Genomic DNA, 17,039 nt, shown 5'->3' with positions numbered 1-17,039 from the left:
ACCCGGATCCGCAACCACCCCCTCCAACAACCGCCTCCACCGAACAAACAACCCCTCCACCGTCGACCGGTCGAACACATCGGTGGCGTACTCGACGACGGCCTCCAGTCCGCCCGGAGAGCCGTCCGGGCCCCGGCGCTCGGCAAGACTGAAGGTGAGGTCGACGCGGGAGGTCCGGGTGGGTACGAGCACCCCCGTGACCGTGAGACCGGGCAGGGTGAAGTCGCCCATGGGCGCGTTCTGCACGGCCAGCATGGTCTGGAAGAGCGGGTGGTGGGACAGCGAGCGTGCGGGGTTGACCACCTCCACCAGATGCTCGAAGGGCACGTCCTGGTGCGCGAACGCCTCCAGCGCCGTCTCCCGCACCCGGCCCAGCAGTTCGACGAAGGTGGGGTCGCCCGACGTGTCGGTGCGCAGCACCAACGTGTTGATGAAGAACCCGACCAGGTCGTCCAGGGCCTCGTCGGTGCGGCCCGCTACCGGGCTGCCGACGGGGATGTCGGTGCCGGCGCCGAGACGGGTGTAGAGGGCGGCGAGGGCTGCCTGCAGCACCATGAACAGGCTCGCCCCGTAGCGCCGGGCCAGGTCGGCCAGCCCGGCGTGGAGCGCGGCGTCCAGTTCGAAGGTGACCAGGTCGCCGCGGTGGGAAGCGGTGGCCGGGCGCGGGCGGTCGGCGGGCAGCCCGACCTGTTCCGGAAGCCCCGCCAACTGGCTTTTCCAATAAGCGACTTGCTCCGCGAAGACGCTGCCGGAGTCGGCCTCGTCGCCGAGGACGTCGTGCTGCCACAGCGTGTAGTCGGCGTAACTGACCGGCAGCGGTTGCCATGCGGGCGCCTCACCTCGGCACCGGGCCGCGTAGGCGGTCGTCAGGTCGCGGGAGAGCGGTTCCAGGGACCAGCCGTCACCGGCGATGTGGTGCAGCAGGACCAGCAGCACGTGCCGGTCGGGTGCGAGCGCGAAGAGCTCGGCCCTGACGGGTGGTTCGGCGGCCAGGTCGAAGCCGCGGACCACCCGGGCGCGCAACACCTCCAGCAGGTCCGCCTCGGTGGTCTCGGTGACGCTCAGAGGGACCCCGGCCTCCGTGTCGTCGAGGATCCGCTGGTACGGAACGCCGTCGCGGTGCGGGAACACCGTGCGCAGCACCTCATGGCGGGCCACCACGTCCGCCAGCGCGGCCTGCAGCGCGCTCCGGTCGAGATCTCCGTCGAGCCGCAGGGCGAGCGGCATGTGGTAGGTGGCGCTGGGGCCTTCCATCTGGTGGAGGAACCACAGGCGGCGCTGCGCGAACGACAGCGGCATGGGCTCCGGGCGGTGTCGCGGCACCAGGGGTGTGCGTGCGGTCGCGGCGCCGAGCAGCCCGGCGGCGAGTCCGGCCGGTGTCGGGGTCTCGAAGAGGGTCCGCAGCTCCAGTTCCACGCCGAGGGTGACGCGGATCCGTGAGACCAGCCGGGTGGCCAGCAGCGAGTGGCCGCCCAGGTCGAAGAAGTCGTCGTCGACGCCGGTCTGCGGCACGCCCAGCACCTCGGCGAACAGATCGCACAGGATCTGCTCCTGCGGGGTGCGCGGTGCCCGGGCGCCGCGGCCGGTGTCACCGGGTGCAGGCAGCGCGGCGCGGTCCAGCTTGCCGTTGGGGGTCAGCGGCAGGGCGTCCAGCGTGACGAGCGCCGACGGCACCATGTAGTCCGGGAGCCGCTCCCGCAGATGCTCGCGAAGGCCGTCCAGCCCTGCGGCGACCGGCACGACATAGGCCACCAGCCGGTCCTCCCGGGCCACCACCGCGGCCTGTGCGACACAGGGGTGGGCGACCAGCTGGGCCTCGATCTCGCCCGGCTCGACGCGGAACCCGCGCACCTTGACCTGGTGGTCCACACGACCGAGGAACTCCAGCTCGCCGTCTGCCCGCCAGCGGACGAGGTCACCGGTGCGGTACATCCGCGAGCCCGTCGGCCCGTACGGGTCGGCCGTGAACCGGCCGGCCGTCAGGCCCGGTCGGCCCAGGTATCCGCGGGCCAGTTGGGCGCCGGCCAGATACAGCTCACCCGCGACGCCGGGTGCCACGGCCCGCAGTGCGGCATCGAGCACGTACACCCGGGTGTTGGCGATGGGACGGCCGATGGGGACGGGCAGGGGGCATGCGGTGAGGTCGGCGGGGAGCGGGAAGGCGGTGACGACGTGTGTCTCGGCCGGACCGTAGTGGTTGTGCAGGACCCGGCCGGGGCGGCGCGCGTGGAGGCGCCGGAGTCGGCCGCCCAGTCGCATCGCCTCGCCGGCCTGTGCGATCACCCGCAGGTTCGGCAGGTCGCGGTCCTGCTCGTCGGCCGCCTCGGCGAGCGCCTCGAGCACGAGGTTGGGCGCGTAGAGCTCTTCCACCTCGTGGTCGTCGAGCCACTGGGCCAGCAGCTCGGCGCTGCGGCGCTGTTCGTCGGAGGGGACGACCAGGGTCTTGCCGTAGAGCAGGGCGGAGAGCATCTCCTGCACGGAGACGTCGAAACTGACCGCGGTGAACTGGGCCACCCGTGTGCCGGGGCGGCCGCCGACGGCGCGGTCGTGCCACTGGAGGAGGTTCACCACGGCGCCGGAGGGCATGACGACGGCCTTGGGGCGGCCGGTGGAACCGGAGGTGTAAATGACGTAGGCGGGATGGCGTGGATCGATCGCGACCGCCGGATCGGTGTCCGGGTGCCCGGTCTCCGCCTGGACGTCTCGCAGGTCGTCCAGGACCAGGGCCGGGCGCGCGTCGTCCAGCATGAACGCGGTCCGGGACTCCGGGTACTCGGGATCGATCGGAAGGTAGGCGGCGCCGGTCTTGAGCACCGCCAGCACGGCGACCACGTACCCGGCCGAGCGCGGCAGTCGCAGCGCCACGATCCGCTCCGGGCCCGCGCCGCGCTCGATCAGGGCGTGGGCGAGCCGGTTGGCGCGCGCGTCCAGTTCCGCGTAGGTGAGGGTGGTGTCGCCGCAGATCACGGCAGGTGTGTCGGGGGTGGCCCGCACCTGGGCCGCGAACAGGGCGGGCAGGCTGGTGGCGGGGAACTCGACGGCGGTGGCGTTGCGTTCGACCAGCAGGGTGTGCCGCTCTTCGGCGGTGAGGACGTCGAGCGAGCCGATGGCACTCTCGGGACGGTCGACCGCCGCGCGAAGCAGCCTCACCCAGCGGGCGAACAGAGTCTCGACCGTTTCCGGGTCGAACAGGTCGGAGGCGAACTCGACGTATCCGTGGATGCCGTCGGGCGTGCCGCATTCGCCGCGCTCCAGGAGGTGGAAGGCGAGGTCGAACATGGCCGTCGGGGTCCGCAGGGGATGGATCTCGGCGCGCACACCGGGCAGTTCGAAGGTGCTGCGCGGCACGTTCTGCAGCGCGAGCAGGACCTGGAACAGGGGCTGGCGGGCGAGGGAGCGGGCCGGGTTGAGGGCCTCCACCACGTGCTCGAAAGGCAGGTCCTGGTGGGCGTACGCGCCAAGGGCCTGCTCCCGGACCCGGCCGAGGAGGCCGGCGAAGGTCGGGTCCCCCGAGGTGTCGGTGCGCAGGACGACGGTGTTGACGAAGAACCCGATGAGGTCGTCCATGGCCTGGTCGGTGCGGCCGGCGATGAGGCTGCCGACGGGGATGTCGGTGCCGGCGCCCATCCGGGTCAGCAGGGCGGCGAGGCCGGCTTGCAGCACCATGTACAGGCTGACGCCACGTTCCCGGGCCAGCGTGGTGAGCCCCTGGTGGAGCTCCGCGTCGAGTTCCACCCCCAGGTGACGGCCGTCGTAGGAGGTGGTGGCGGGCCGGGGGCGGTCGGTGGGCAGCGGGATCTGGTCCGGCAACCCTGCCAGCGTCGTCGTCCAGTATGCGGTCTGGGCGGTGAACACACTGGTCGGGTCGGTGGGTTCGCCCAGCAGTTCCCGCTGCCACAAGGTGTAGTCGGCGTAACTCACCGGCAGCGGCGCCCACCGCGGCGCCTCGCCGCGCAGACGGGCCGCGTACGCGGTGGACAGGTCGGCCGCGAGGGGACCGAACGACCAGCCGTCGGCGGCGATGTGGTGCAGGACGATGAGCAGCACGTGCTCGTCCGGCCCCGACGCGAACAGCTCTGCGCGCAGGGGCGGTTCGGTGACGAGGTCGAACCCGCGCTCCACGGCCCGGGTGAGCACCTCCGGCAGCTCGCTCTCGCAAGCCGTGGTGACGGACAGCTCCGGGCCGGCCTCGGCGCTGTCCAGGACTTGCTGGTACGGCACTCCGTCGCGTTCGGGGAAGACGGTCCGCAGGCTCTCGTGCCGTGCCACCACGTCCGCCAGTGCGACCTGCAGCGCGTCGCGGTCGAGGCCGCCGGTGAGCCGCCAGACCAGGGGAATGTGGTAGGCGCAGCTGTCGCCCTCCAACTGGTGCAGGAACCAGAGGCGGCGCTGCGCGAAGGAGAGCGGAACCTGGTCAGGGCGCTCGCGCCGGTCCAGGGGCAGGCGCGCCCGACCGGCCTCGCCGAGCCGGGCGGCCAGTCCGGCGACCGTCGGGGTTTCGAACAGGGTACGCAGCTCGACTTCCACCCCGAGGGCGGCGCGTGCCCGTGCCACCAGACGCGTCGCGAGCAGTGAGTGGCCGCCGAGGTCGAAGAAGCCGTCGTCCACACCGACCTGCGACACGCCGAGCACCTCGGCGAACAGTTCCGCGAGCACCTGCTCCTGCGGGGTGCGGGGCGCGCGGCTGCCCGGCGTCGCGAGGAACTCGGGCTCGGGCAGCGCCGCGCGGTCCAGCTTGCCGTTGGCGGTCAGCGGCAGGACGTCCAGGGACACGAACACGGCCGGGACCATGTACTCCGGAAGGCGGTCCCGCACATGGTTCCGCAGCTCTTCCCGATGTGGCCGCATTCCGGCCGCGGGTACGACGTAGGCGACGAGCCGCTGGTCGTCGGCGCGGTCCCGGTCGGCTACGACGGCGACCTGGGCCACCCCGGGATGCCCGGCGAGCGCTGCCTCGATCTCCCCCGGTTCGATGCGGAATCCGCGGATCTTGACCTGGTCGTCGACCCGACCGACGAACTCCAGGTGGCCGTCCCGGTTGCGGCGCACGATGTCCCCGGTGCGGTACATCCGCTCCCCGGCAGGGCCGAACGGGTCGGCGACGAATCGCTCGGCGGTCAGCGCGGGCCGGTTCAGGTAGCCGCGGGCCACTCCCGCACCGGCAAGGTACAGTTCGCCCGCCACGCCCGGCGGCACGGGCTGCAGTGCGCCGTCCAGCACATACACACGGGTGTTGGCGACTGGCCGGCCGATCACGGGGGTGTCCGAGGAGGCGAGGCGGGCGGTGACCGCGTCGACGGTGCACTCGGTCGGTCCGTAGAAGTTGAAGGCCTCGACGCCCTCCGCCGACCGCAGTTCCTCCCAGAGCCGCTCGGGAACGGCCTCGCCACCGGCGACCACCACTGCCGGACGCCACCGGTCGACGTCGAGCAGCCCGTGTTCGCACAGGACGCGCAGGTACGACGGCGTGGCATAGGCCATGTCCAGGCGATGGCCGGCGAGGTGGTCCAGGAACGCGTCCGGGTCGCCCCAGGTCTGCCGGTCCAGCACATGCAGCTCATGCCCGTCCAGCAGGCAGGACAGCTGGTCCCAGGCCGCGTCGAACGACACGGACGTGCCCAGCCCGACCCGCATCCGCCGCTGACCGCCGCCCGCCTCCTTCGCCGCGAACAGGGTCGCCCGCTGGTGCTGGAACAGGTTGACCAGTCCGCGGTGCGTGACGACGACGCCCTTGGGGGTGCCGGTCGAGCCGGAGGTGTAGATGACGTACGCCGGGTGGTCCGGTGTCACGCCGGTGACGGGGTCGGCGTCCGGCAGGGTCTCCAGCAGGGCCGCGGTGTCCGGGGAGTCGAGCACGAGCCGGCCCGGCTCCTGCGGTCCGAGCGGCCGGGCGTCGAGCGTGCCGCTGGTGATCAGCAGTCTGGGCCGGGCGTCCGAGAGCATGAACGCCAGGCGTGCGGCGGGGTAGTCCGGATCCAACGGCAGGTATGCGGCACCGGCCTTGAGCACGGCCAGAACAGCCACGACGAGGTCGGCGGAGCGGGGCAGCGCCAGGGCGACGAGGTCCTCGGGGCCGACACCCCGGCTGATCAGCGCGTGAGCGAGCCGGTTGGCTCGGGTGTTCAACTCGCCATAGGTCAGCGAGACGTCGTCGTGCACCACGGCCACCGCGTCCTGACAAGCCTGGGCCTGTGCTTCGAACAGGGCGGGCAGCGCGATGGCGGGAGCCTCGGCGTCGGCGAGAGCGGGAGCGGGAGCGGGAGCGGGCAGCAGCGTTCTCCGCTCCTCCGCGGTGAGGATGTCGATCCCGCTGAGCCGCCGGTCGGGTTCCGCGACGGCCGCCTCCAGCAGCCGCACCCAGCGCGCGGTCATCGTCCGCACCGTGTCGGCGTCGTACAGGTCGCACGCGTACTCGACGTACCCTTCGATGCCCTCGGGGGATCCGTCGCCACCGTGCCGCTCGGACATCGAGAAGAGCAGGTCGAGCTTGGACGACGTGGTCGTCAGCCGGACGTCGCCGACCTCCAGACCGGCCGGTGCGAAGTCGGCCCGGGGCGCGTTCTGCAGCACCAGCATGACCTGGAAGAGCGGGTGATGCGCCAGCGACCGGGCCGGGTTGAGGACCTCCACGAGGTATTCGAAGGGCACGTCCTGGTGGGCGTACGCGCCGAGCGCCGCATCGCGCACACGGCCGAGCAGGCGAGCGAAGCCGGGGTCGCCGCTGGTGTCGGTGCGCAGCACCAGGGTGTTGACGAAGTACCCGATGAGCTGGTCCAGCGCCTGGTCGGTCCGCCCGGCGACCAGGCTGCCGACCGGGATGTCCGTCCCGGCGCCCAGCCGGCTCAGCAGGGCGGCGAGTCCGGCCTGCAGCACCATGAACAAGCTGGTGCCGTGGGCGCGTGCCAACTCCTTCAGGTTCCGGTGGAGTTCGGCGCCGATCTCGACGGTCACGGAGCCGCCGCGGTGGGACGCGACCGCCGGGCGGGGCCGGTCGGTGGGGAGCTGGATCTGCTCGGGCAGTCCGGCCAGGGCTGCCGTCCAGTAGGCCGCCTGACGGGCGAAGAGGCTGTCGGGGTCGGTGTGATCGCCGAGCAGCCTGTGCTGCCACAGGGTGTAGTCGGCGTAACTCACCGGCAGCGGCGTCCACTGCGGCTCCCCGCCCCGGCAGCGGGCCGCGTACGCGGCCGTCAGGTCGCGCGCCAGGGGTCCGAGGGACCAGCCGTCACCCGCGATGTGGTGGATGACGAGCAGCAGTACGTGCTCGTCGGGGCGCAGGGTGAACAGCTCGGCGTGCAGGGGTGGTTCGGCGGCCAGGTCGAAGGTGTGGGCCGACGCGTCGGCGAGCACACGGTCCAGCTCCTCCACGGTGGTGGGAGCCGCCTGCAGTCGCGTGCGGGCGTCCGCCGGAGTCAGCACCTTCTGGTAGGGCACGCCGTCGATCTGCGGGTAGACCGTGCGCAGGCTCTCGTGGCGGGCCATGACGTCCGACAGGGACGCCTCCAACGCGGCCCGGTCGAGCGGGCCGGTCAGGCGCCACGCGAGCGAGATGTTGTAGTTGGCGGTGGCGCCTTCCATCTGGTGCAGGAACCACAGCCTGCGCTGCGCGAAGGAGAGCGGGATCCGCTCGGGGTGCTCCTGCGGGGTCAGCGCCGGCCGCGCCTGTCCGGCCTCGACGAGCCTCGCGGCGAGGCCGGCCGGGGTCGGCGCCTCGAACAGGGTCCGCAGCTCCAGCTCGACTCCGAGGGTGGCGCGGACCCGGGCCACCAGGCGGGTGGCCAGCAGGGAGTGGCCGCCCAGGTCGAAGAAGCTGTCCTCCACCCCGGCCTCGGCGACCCCGAGGATCTCGGCGAACAGCTCGCACAGGATCTGCTCCTGCGGGGTGCGCGGAGCCCGGCCGCCGCTCGCGGTGCCGGACTCCGGTTCGGGCAGCGCCCTGCGGTCGAGCTTGCCGTTGGCGGTCAGCGGCAGCACGTCCAGCAGCACGAAGGCCGCGGGGACCATGTACTGCGGCAGCCGCTCCCGCAGGTGTGCGCGCAGCCCGGCGGGGTGCGGGGCGGCGCCGGACACGGGCACCAGATAGGCCACGAGCCGGGTGTCGTCGGCTCGGTCCTGGCGGGCGAGTACGGCGACCTGGGCCACGTCGGGGTGATCGGCGAGCGCGGCCTCGATCTCACCGAGCTCGATGCGGTAGCCGCGCACCTTGACCTGGTCGTCGGCGCGTCCGACGAACTCCAGCGTGCCGCGGGAGTTGCGGCGCACCATGTCGCCGCTGCGGTACATGCGCGTCCCCGGCGGGCCGTACGGGTCGGCGACGAAGCGTTCGGCGGTGAGCCCCGGCCGGTTCAGATAGCCGCGGGCGAGCCCGGGACCGGCCACGTGGAGTTCGCCCGGCACGCCGGGCGGCACCGGTTGCAGGTGGGCGTCGAGCACGTAGGTGCGCAGGTCCGGGATGGCGGTGCCGATGTCGCCGGCCGCTCCGGTGACGGCGCTGTGCCGGTCCAGCGCCGCGTAGGTGACGTGCACGGTGGTCTCGGTGATGCCGTACATGTTGACCAGAACCGGGGCGTCGTCCGGGTGGCGCCGGTACCAGTCGGCGAGCCGGGCCGGTTCCAGGGCCTCGCCGCCGAAGATCACGGTGCGCAGGGCCAGGGCCCGGCTTGTCCCGGGGTTCTCCTGGTCGGCCCGCATCAGCTGGTAGAAGGCGGACGGGGTCTGGTTGAGCACGGTGACGCGTTCGTCGGCGAGGAGCCGCAGGAAGCGGTCCGGGGAGCGGCTGACGTCGTGCGGGACGACGACGAGCCGTCCGCCGTGCAGCAGCGGGCCCCACAGCTCCCAGACCGAGAAGTCGAAGGCGTAGGAGTGGAAGAGGGTCCACACGTCGTCGGTGCCGAAACCGAACCAGTGCCGGGTGGCCGCGAAGAGCCGCGCCACGCTGCGGTGCGGGATCGCGGCGCCCTTGGGCGTGCCGGTGGAGCCGGAGGTGTAGATGACGTACGCGGGATTGTCCGGCGCGACGGAGGTCCGGGGATCGGTGTCCGGGGACGCGTCCAGGCCGGCGAGGACGGCCGGGTCGTCGAGCAGGAGCCGCTCGACGGTGTCCGCGTGGCCGGGCAGGGCGGTCGCGGTGCGGCTGGTGGTGAGCAGCAGGGCGGGCCGCGCGTCGCGCAGCATGAAGGTGACCCGGGCGGCCGGGTACTCCGGGTCCACCGGGACATAGGCCGCCCCCGCCTTGAGGACCGCGAGGACCGCCGCCACCAGCTCCGCCGAGCGCGGCAGGGCCAGCGCCACCAGCTGCTCCGGCCCGGCACCCCGGGCGACCAGCAGGTGGGCGAGACGGTTGGCCCGGACGTTCAGTTCGCGGTACGTGAGGTAGGTGTCGCCGGATGCCACGGCCACCGCGTCCGGGGTGGCCCTGACCTGTTCCTCGAAGAGGGCGGTGATGGTGGTGGGCGTGCACGTGACCGGTGTGGTGTCCGGCGCGGCGAGCAGGCTCCGGCGTTCCTCCGCCGTCAGCACGTCGATCCGGCCGGCGCTCTGGTCGGGGTCGGCGGCCGCGGCCCGGAGCAGCCGCAGCCAGCGTTCGACGATGGCCTCCACGCCGGCCGCGTCGAACAGATCGGTGCTGTATTCCACGAATCCGGCGAGGCCGTCCGGGGTGCCGTCGGCGCTGTGCCGCTCGGACAGGTTGACGGTGAGGTCGTACTTGGCGGTGCCGGTGTGCACCAGCTCGCTCTCGACGTGCAGTCCCGGCAGGTCGTAGGCGGCCAGAGGCGCGTTCTGCAGCGCCAGTACGGTCTGGAACAGCGGGTGGTGCGCCGGCGACCGGGCCGGGTTGACCGCCTCCACCAGGTGCTCGAACGGCACGTCCTGGTGGGCGTAGGCGGCCAGTGCGTTCTTCCGGACCCGCGTGAGCAGTTCGGCGAAGGACGGGTCGCCGGAGAGGTCCGTGCGCAGCACCAGGGTGTTGACGAAGCAGCCGACCAGATCGTCGACGGCCTCGTCGGTACGGCCTGCGACGGGGGTGCCGATGGCGATGTCCGTACCGGCACCGAGTCTGCCGAGCAGAGCGGCCAGGCCCGCCTGGAGCACCATGAAGAGACTGGCTCCGCGTTCACGCGCCAACTCCCGCAGGGCTTGGTGGAGTTCCGTGTCCATGCGCAGGGCCAGCTGGGCGCCGCGGTACGACGTCGCCGCGGGCCGGGGCCGGTCGAAGGGCAGCTCGGTCCGTTCCGGCAGGCCGGCCAGGTTCTCCTTCCAGTGGGCGAGCTGCCGGGCGCTCAGGCTGCCGGGGTCCGACTCGTCGCCGAGCAGTTCGTGCTGCCAGAGGGTGTAGTCGGCGTAACTCACGGGCAGCGGTGCCCAGTCGGGCGCCTCACCGCGGAGCCGGGCGGTGTACGCGGTGGTCAGGTCGCGCGCGAGCGCGCCCATCGACCAGCCGTCGCCGACGATGTGGTGGACCACTACGAGCAGCACCTGCTCCTCGGGGCCCAGGACGAACAGCTCCGCCCGCACCGGGGGCTCGGCCGCGAGGTCGAAGGCGTACCGTGCGGCATCGGCCAGCCGGTCGGCCAGCTCTGCCGCGGTGGTGTCGGTGACCGGCAGCCGCAGCGGCGCGTCCCCGAGGCCGAGGATGTGCTGGTACGGCACACCGTCGGCGTCCGGGAAGACCGTCCGCAGGCTCTCGTGGCGTGCCACGACGTCCGCGAGCGCGGCTTCCAGGGCGTCCCGGTCCAGGGAGCCCGACATCCGCAGTGCCAGCGGGATGTTGTAGGTGGCGCTCGCCCCCTCCATGCGGTGCAGGAACCACAGGCGGCGCTGCGCGAACGACAGCGGCACCCTCTCGGGTCGGCGGACGGCGGCCGGCGTGGGCCGCCGTCGGCCGCGGCCGGCGTCGTCGAGTGCGGCGTCGTCGAGTGCGGCGGCCAGGCGGGCGACGGTGGGCGCGTCGAACAGGACGCCGAGACCGATCTCGGCGTCGAGGACGGAGCGGACGCGGGCGATCAGCCGCATGGCGAGCAGGGAGTGCCCGCCCAGGTCGAAGAAGCTGTCGTCGACGCCGACGGAGGGCACGCCGAGCACCTCGGCGAAGACCTGGCAGAGCAGTTCCTCCCGGTCCGTGCGGGGCGCCCGGCCGGAGTCGGCCGCCGGGGTGTCCGGGGATGGCAGAGCACCGCGGTCGAGCTTTCCGCCCGCGGTGAGCGGAAGCCGCTCCAGGACCGTGAAGGCCGCGGGCACCATGTGGCCCGGCAGCCGCTCGCGCAGAAACGCCCGCAGCCGGGCCGGCTGGACGCCTTCGGCGCCGGGCACGACGTAGGCCGCCAGGAAGGGCTCCGCGGAGCGTTCCTGGCGGACCGTCACGGCGGCCTGCGTGACATCGGGGTGAGCGGCGAGCGCGGCCTCGATCTCTCCGGGCTCGATGCGGAAGCCCCTGATCTTGACCTGGTCGTCGGCGCGTCCGGTGAACTCCAGGTCACCGTCCCGGTTCCAGCGCACGAGGTCCCCGGTGCGGTACATGCGTGCCCCGGCCGGGCCGAAGGGGTCGGCGACGAACCGCTCGGAGGTCAGCCCGGGCCGCTTGAGATAGCCGCGCGCCACGCCCGCCCCGGCGATGTACAGCTCACCCGGTGCGCCGGGCGGTACGGGCCGCAGTCCGCTGTCGAGCACATACACCCGCGTGTTGCCGATGGGGCGGCCGATGACGGGGACGGGCGAGGAGCCGATCCGGGCGGTGACCGCGTCGACCGTGCACTCGGTCGGACCGTAGAAGTTGTGGGCGGCCACGCCGTCGGCCGCGCCCAGTTCCTCCCAGAGCCGCTCCGGTACGGCCTCCCCACCGGCGATGACCACGGCGGGACGCCACCGGTCGCCGTCGAGCAGGCCGTGGGAGAGCAGGATCCGCAGGTACGACGGTGTGGCGTTGACCAGGTCCAGGCGGTGGAGGGCGAGGTAGTCGACGAAGGCGTCGGGGTCGGCCCAGGTCTGCCGGTCCAGGACGTGCAGCTCATGGCCGGCGAAGAGGCACGCCAGCTGGTCCCAGGCCGCGTCGAACGACACGGAGGTGGTCAGCGCCACCCGCATCCGGCGGCCGTCCTCGGTGGTGAACAGTGTGCGCCGCTGGTGGTGGAGGAGGTTGGCCAGGCCCGCACGGGTGGTCACCACCCCCTTGGGCCGGCCTGTGGAACCGGAGGTGTAGACGACATAGGCCGGATGCCGCGGATCGACGGGGACCGTCGGGAAGCCCTGCGAGGAGCCGTCCGCCATGGCGCTGGTGTCCAGGTCGTCCAGCACGAGGAGCTCGGCGGACGATGAGCCGGGCAGCCTGTCGACGGTGGCGCTTTCGGTGATCAGCACAACGGGCAGGGCGTCGTCGAGCAGGGCGGCGATGCGGGTCGCCGGGTACTCCGGGTCGATCGGCAGGCAGGCCGCACCGGACTTGAGCACGGCGAGGAACGCCACGACCAGGTCGGCCGAGCGCGGCAGTGCCAGCCCCACCAGCCGCTCGGGTGCCGCGCCCCGGGCGATCAGCAGATGGGCGAGGCGATCGGCCCGGGCGTTCAGGTCGGCGTAGGTCAGGGTGGTGCCGGCGGCCACCACGGCCACCGCGTCCGGCGCTGCTTCGGCCTGTTCCTCGAAGAGTTCGGCCAGGCCGGTGGCGGGCACCTCGGCACTCGTGTCGTTGCGGTCGGCCAGCACTTCGTGGCGCTCACGGTCCGACAGCAGGTCCGTCCCGCCGACGTGCTGCTCGGGGGCGCGCTGCGCGATCCGCTCCAGCAGCCTGGTCAAGCGCTCCCCGTGGAGGTCGAGTTCGGTCTCGTCGTAGGCGTCGGCCACGGCGTGCAGCGCGATCCGCGGTGTCGAGCCGTCGCGCCGGTCCGTCGCCCAGAGCGCCAGGTCGCCGATGACGCTGTCACCGGGGTTGAAGGCCGTGACGCGGTGTCCGGCGAACGTGATGTCGTAGGCGAAGGTCATGATGTTGACGACCGGGGAGAAGGCCGTGCTGATGCTGCCGGGCAGGGCGAGCTCTCGGTGCACGTCCTCGGCGCGGTAGCGCTGGTGTTCCACCGAGGCGCGCACCTCGGCCTCGGTGGCGGCCACGAGTTCCGACCAGGGCATGGCCGGGCTCACCGCGATGCGCAGCGGCACGAGATTGGAGACCAGACCAGGTGCCGCGGTCAGCGTGGGGTCGTCGGACGGGCGGCCGGTGACGGCGAGCCCGAGGGTGATGTCCCGAGCGCCGGTGACCCGGTGCGCGTAGAGGGCGGTGGCGGCGATCAGCACGCGGGACCAGCGGGTGCCGGCCTTGTCGGCCGCGGTCCTCAGTGCCGCCCCCAGCCGGTCGGCTTCCAGTTCGGCCCTGTGCACGGCGGTGGTGCCACGCCGCGCCGTGCGCGTCGACAGGCGCACGGCCTCCGGGCGGTCGGCGAGACGCCGAAGCCAGTACGCGCGGTCCGCAGCGAACTTCTCGGACGAACGGTAGGCTGCGTCGCTCGCCACCAGGTCGTCCAGCGAGGCGAACACGGCGGGCGTGGCGCTCCGGCCCTCGACCAGGAGCGTGTACGTCTCGGCGAGGCGCCGCACCACGAGCGAGAAGCCGTACCCGTCCATCACGATGTGGTGGTAGCCGTGGTACCAGAGGAAGCGGTCGGGCGCGAGCTGGAACAGGGCATGGCTGAACAGGGGATCACGGGCGAGGTCCAGCGGGCGGGCGCGGTCCGCGGCGATCCAGCCGAGCACCGCCGCGTGGGGAGAGGTCTCCCCGCTCACGTCGAGGAAGGTCAGCCCCCAGTCCGTCGTCGCGCGCAGGATCTGTGACGGGCCGTCCTCGCCTTCGGTGAACCGCACGTGCAGGGCGTCGGTCTCGTCGACGACCTGGTGCAGGGCCGCCTCGAAGAGTGCGACGTCGACCGGCCCGTGGATCTCCAGGCACTCACCGATCCGGTAGCCCGGGATCACTGCGGACGCGGCCTGTTCGGCGAGCCAGATCTCGCGCTGGGCCGCTGTCAGCGGAAGGGCGGCGCCGTCGCGACGGGGCATGGGGGTACCTCCAGACGTGTTTCCGGGAAAGCTGATGCCGCCGGCGGCACTGCTCGCCGACCGCGCGGCCGGGGCGCCCCTCGACGGGCGCCCCGTGGCCTCACGCGGTCGGCGGCTCGTTATGCGACCTTCTCGCCGGCCTGAAGGTTCCACAGGGAGGCGTACAGCCCACCGCGCGCGAGCAGGTCGTCGTGGGTGCCCTGCTCCGCGACGACTCCGCCCTTGTCCATGACGTAGATGCTGTCGGCGTGCCGGATGGTGGAGAGGCGGTGCGCGATGATCACCAGGGTCCGGTCCTTCGCGAAACCTCGCAGGCTTCGCTGGATGGCCGCTTCGGTCTCGTTGTCGACGGCCGACGTGGCCTCGTCGAGGATGACGACGGGCGCGTTCTTCAGCATCGCCCGGGCCAGGGCGATGCGCTGCTTCTGGCCGCCGGAGAGCGTGGCGCCGCGTTCTCCGATCATCGTGTCGTATCCGTCCGGCAGCGCCTCGATGAAGCCGTGCGCCTCCGCCATGCGCGCCGCGTGCTCCACGCTGTCGTGGTCGGCCTCGAAGGTGCCGTACCGGATGTTCTCGGCGACGGTTCCGTCGAACAGGAAGGGGTCCTGGGCGACGAACCCGACCGCCCTGCGCAGGTCGTGCCGCGGCAGCCGGCGGATGTCCTGCCCGTCGAGCAGGACCTGCCCGGACTCCGCGTCCTGGAACCGCATCAGCAGCTTCGCGATCGTCGTCTTCCCCGAGCCGGTTGCGCCCACGATTCCGGTGACCTGACCGGGGCCGATGGACAGCGACAGGTCGTCCAGGGCCGGCGGACGGCCGGGATAGGCGAAGGTGACGTGCTCCAGGACGATCGCCCCCTGGACGGCCTGGTCGTCGAATGTGCGGTCGTGGCCGTCGGGTTCGACGGGGAGGCTGCGCAGACGCTGGACGCGGTCGTAGGCGGTCAGGGTGTGCTGGTACTGGTCGACGATGCCGGCGAGCCTCGTCAGGCGCAGCATGACCTGCTGGGGCAGGCCGATGACGGGGCTGAACACCTCGAAGGGCAAAGTGCCCTTGAGGACCGACCGGCCACCGAGCAGCAGCGTGCCCGTCATGGATGCCGTGGTGCACACGCGGATGGTCTCGGCGTGCCGGGCCGTGCTCCGATCGGTGCGAAGGCTGCTTTCCTCGCAGGCGTCGCTGAGCTGCTCGATGCGCTCTGCCTCGTACTCCTCGGCGCAGAAGCTCTTGACGGTGGCGCTGGCCTCCAGGTTGTTGACCAACTGACTGTGCAGCCGGGCCCTGTTCTCGCTGGAGACCGAGTAGTCGGCGGCGACCCGGTCGTGGTAGTGGAACGACAGCCAGGCCACCAGCGGCATCGGCAGGAAGGCGACCCAGGCGATCTGCGGCGCCAGGAACAGGATGGCCGGCACCAGAACGAGGAAGCTGGTGGCGAGCTGCACCACGTCGTTGGCCGAGGTCGCGAAGAAGTTGCCCATCTGGGCGATGTCCTCGGTGAGCACCCCGGCGATCCGGCTGGTCCGCTCGCCTTCCAGGTGCCGCAGTTCCAGCTTCTGCACGTGCGCGTACGTCTCGTTGCGCCAGTCGTGCTGGACGGCCTGGCCCAGCTTGCGCCACTCCAGCGCGGCCGCGTACGACAGGCCCGCGACCGCCGCGCAGGCCACGGCGGCCCCGCAGGCCAGGAACCACAGCTGCGCGGAGGCGCCTGTCACGCCGAAGGCGACGAGCGGGGAGCACTCCCCCTTGACGAGCACCAGGGCGATCCAGCCCAGGAAGACACCGAGGCCCATCTCGGTGACCTGGCAGAGCGCCGACAGGGTCGAAGCCGCGCACAGTTTCCCTTTATGCGGCCCGACGATGGTCAGCAGGGTGTGCTCCGACGGCCCGCGGGCCTGGGCATCCGCCTGGTCGGCCCGGTCTTTCTGCCAGGCCCGCCGCACGACCACGGCCGTGGCCGCCACCAAGGCGCCCAGCGCCAGCACGGGCTGGCGCAGCCTCCTGCGGCCGAGCGCGAGGACGGCCACGGCTCCGCCCGCGACGGTGAGGGCGGGGCGCAGGACGGCGACTCGGCCGCCTGGTGGCGCAGGCGCCTCGCGAGGCGCTGCCACGTCCGAGGGGCGCGGGACGGCGGCGGCGACGCTGTTCGACAAGGCGGCGACGGATTTCCTCAGGAGGTTCCCGATGTCCGACGCGGTCAGGGCGGAGTCGTGCAGGACGAGGACACCGCCGGTCACAGGATTGGCACGCGCGTCCCTGATGCCCGGCGCACGCCGGAGCACACCCTCCAGAATTTTCGCGCCCCTGGGCCGGCCGAGCACCGCAGGAACGTCCCAACGCTGCCGCCCCGGAACGACAGACCTGGCGGTTACATTCGAGAGGCCGGGCCGGCGTGGAACCGCTGTGCCCACCAAAGATGCCATGGGGAACAATCACCTGTTTTTCGGAGGGGCGCGTCCCGGAACATGCGGGCCTACCCTTGCTGAGAGTTGGACGACTCAAGAGCGTCACCCGGAATACCGTGAGCGGGCTCAGTGCACCTTGGCGGCGGCCGGACCGACGCTGCGGGCCTTGCCGGAGGCCTTGCCTTCGCCGCTGGTCTCCGCCGCCCGGTCCGCGGTGCCGCCCTCCGGGGCGCCGCCGTCCGTGCCGTGCTCGGCGCCGTGCGCCAGCTGGGTGGCGAGCATTTCGGCGGTCGCCTCGGCCGCGAGATCCTGGATTCCCTCGCTGGCTTCGTGGACGGCCTTCTTCACTTCGATTCCGAGCCCCACCGACGTTTTGACGAGACCTCGCATGAGGGGCTTGCCCAGCCTTTTGACCAGGGAGGCGGTGATCAGGCCGATCAGGAAGGGAGGCACTACAGGCGGCATGGCACGACATCCTTCTCTTCTGTCAGGGAAGCGGTGATCGAAAAGCAACGGGAGGTGGGCAGGAAGTGCGATGAACACGCATGGATTCCGTATCGCCGCCCCAACACCCGGCATCACAGAGCGTAGCCGATGCTGCAC

3 protein-coding genes are annotated in these 17,039 nt (G+C 72.3%); all 3 read right to left on the bottom strand.

All coding sequences use genetic code 11. The features are described from left to right. Nucleotides 1-14,034: non-ribosomal peptide synthase/polyketide synthase (locus tag ACIPSA_RS50085; protein ID WP_402648697.1), on the bottom strand; the 14,034-nt coding region annotated here is incomplete at its 3' end. Between the two features lie 119 nt (nucleotides 14,035-14,153). Continuing rightward, on the bottom strand, nucleotides 14,154-16,313 hold the full coding sequence (locus tag ACIPSA_RS50080) for an ABC transporter ATP-binding protein (RefSeq protein WP_402648694.1): 2,160 nt from the start codon (nucleotides 16,311-16,313) through the stop codon (nucleotides 14,154-14,156). Nucleotides 16,314-16,562: 249 nt separating this feature from the next. Then, nucleotides 16,563-16,901 carry a DUF5132 domain-containing protein gene (locus ACIPSA_RS50075; protein ID WP_402648691.1) on the bottom strand — a complete coding sequence of 113 codons (339 nt, stop codon included), beginning with the start codon at nucleotides 16,899-16,901 and terminating at the stop codon, nucleotides 16,563-16,565. Between the last annotated feature and the right edge of the window lie 138 nt (nucleotides 16,902-17,039).

The sequence above is a fragment of the Streptomyces sp. NPDC086549 genome, assembly GCF_044746205.1.
Lineage (GTDB): Bacteria > Actinomycetota > Actinomycetes > Streptomycetales > Streptomycetaceae > Streptomyces.
Note: the sequence above shows the minus strand (reverse complement) of the source record. Positions and strands in the feature narration are given on the sequence as shown.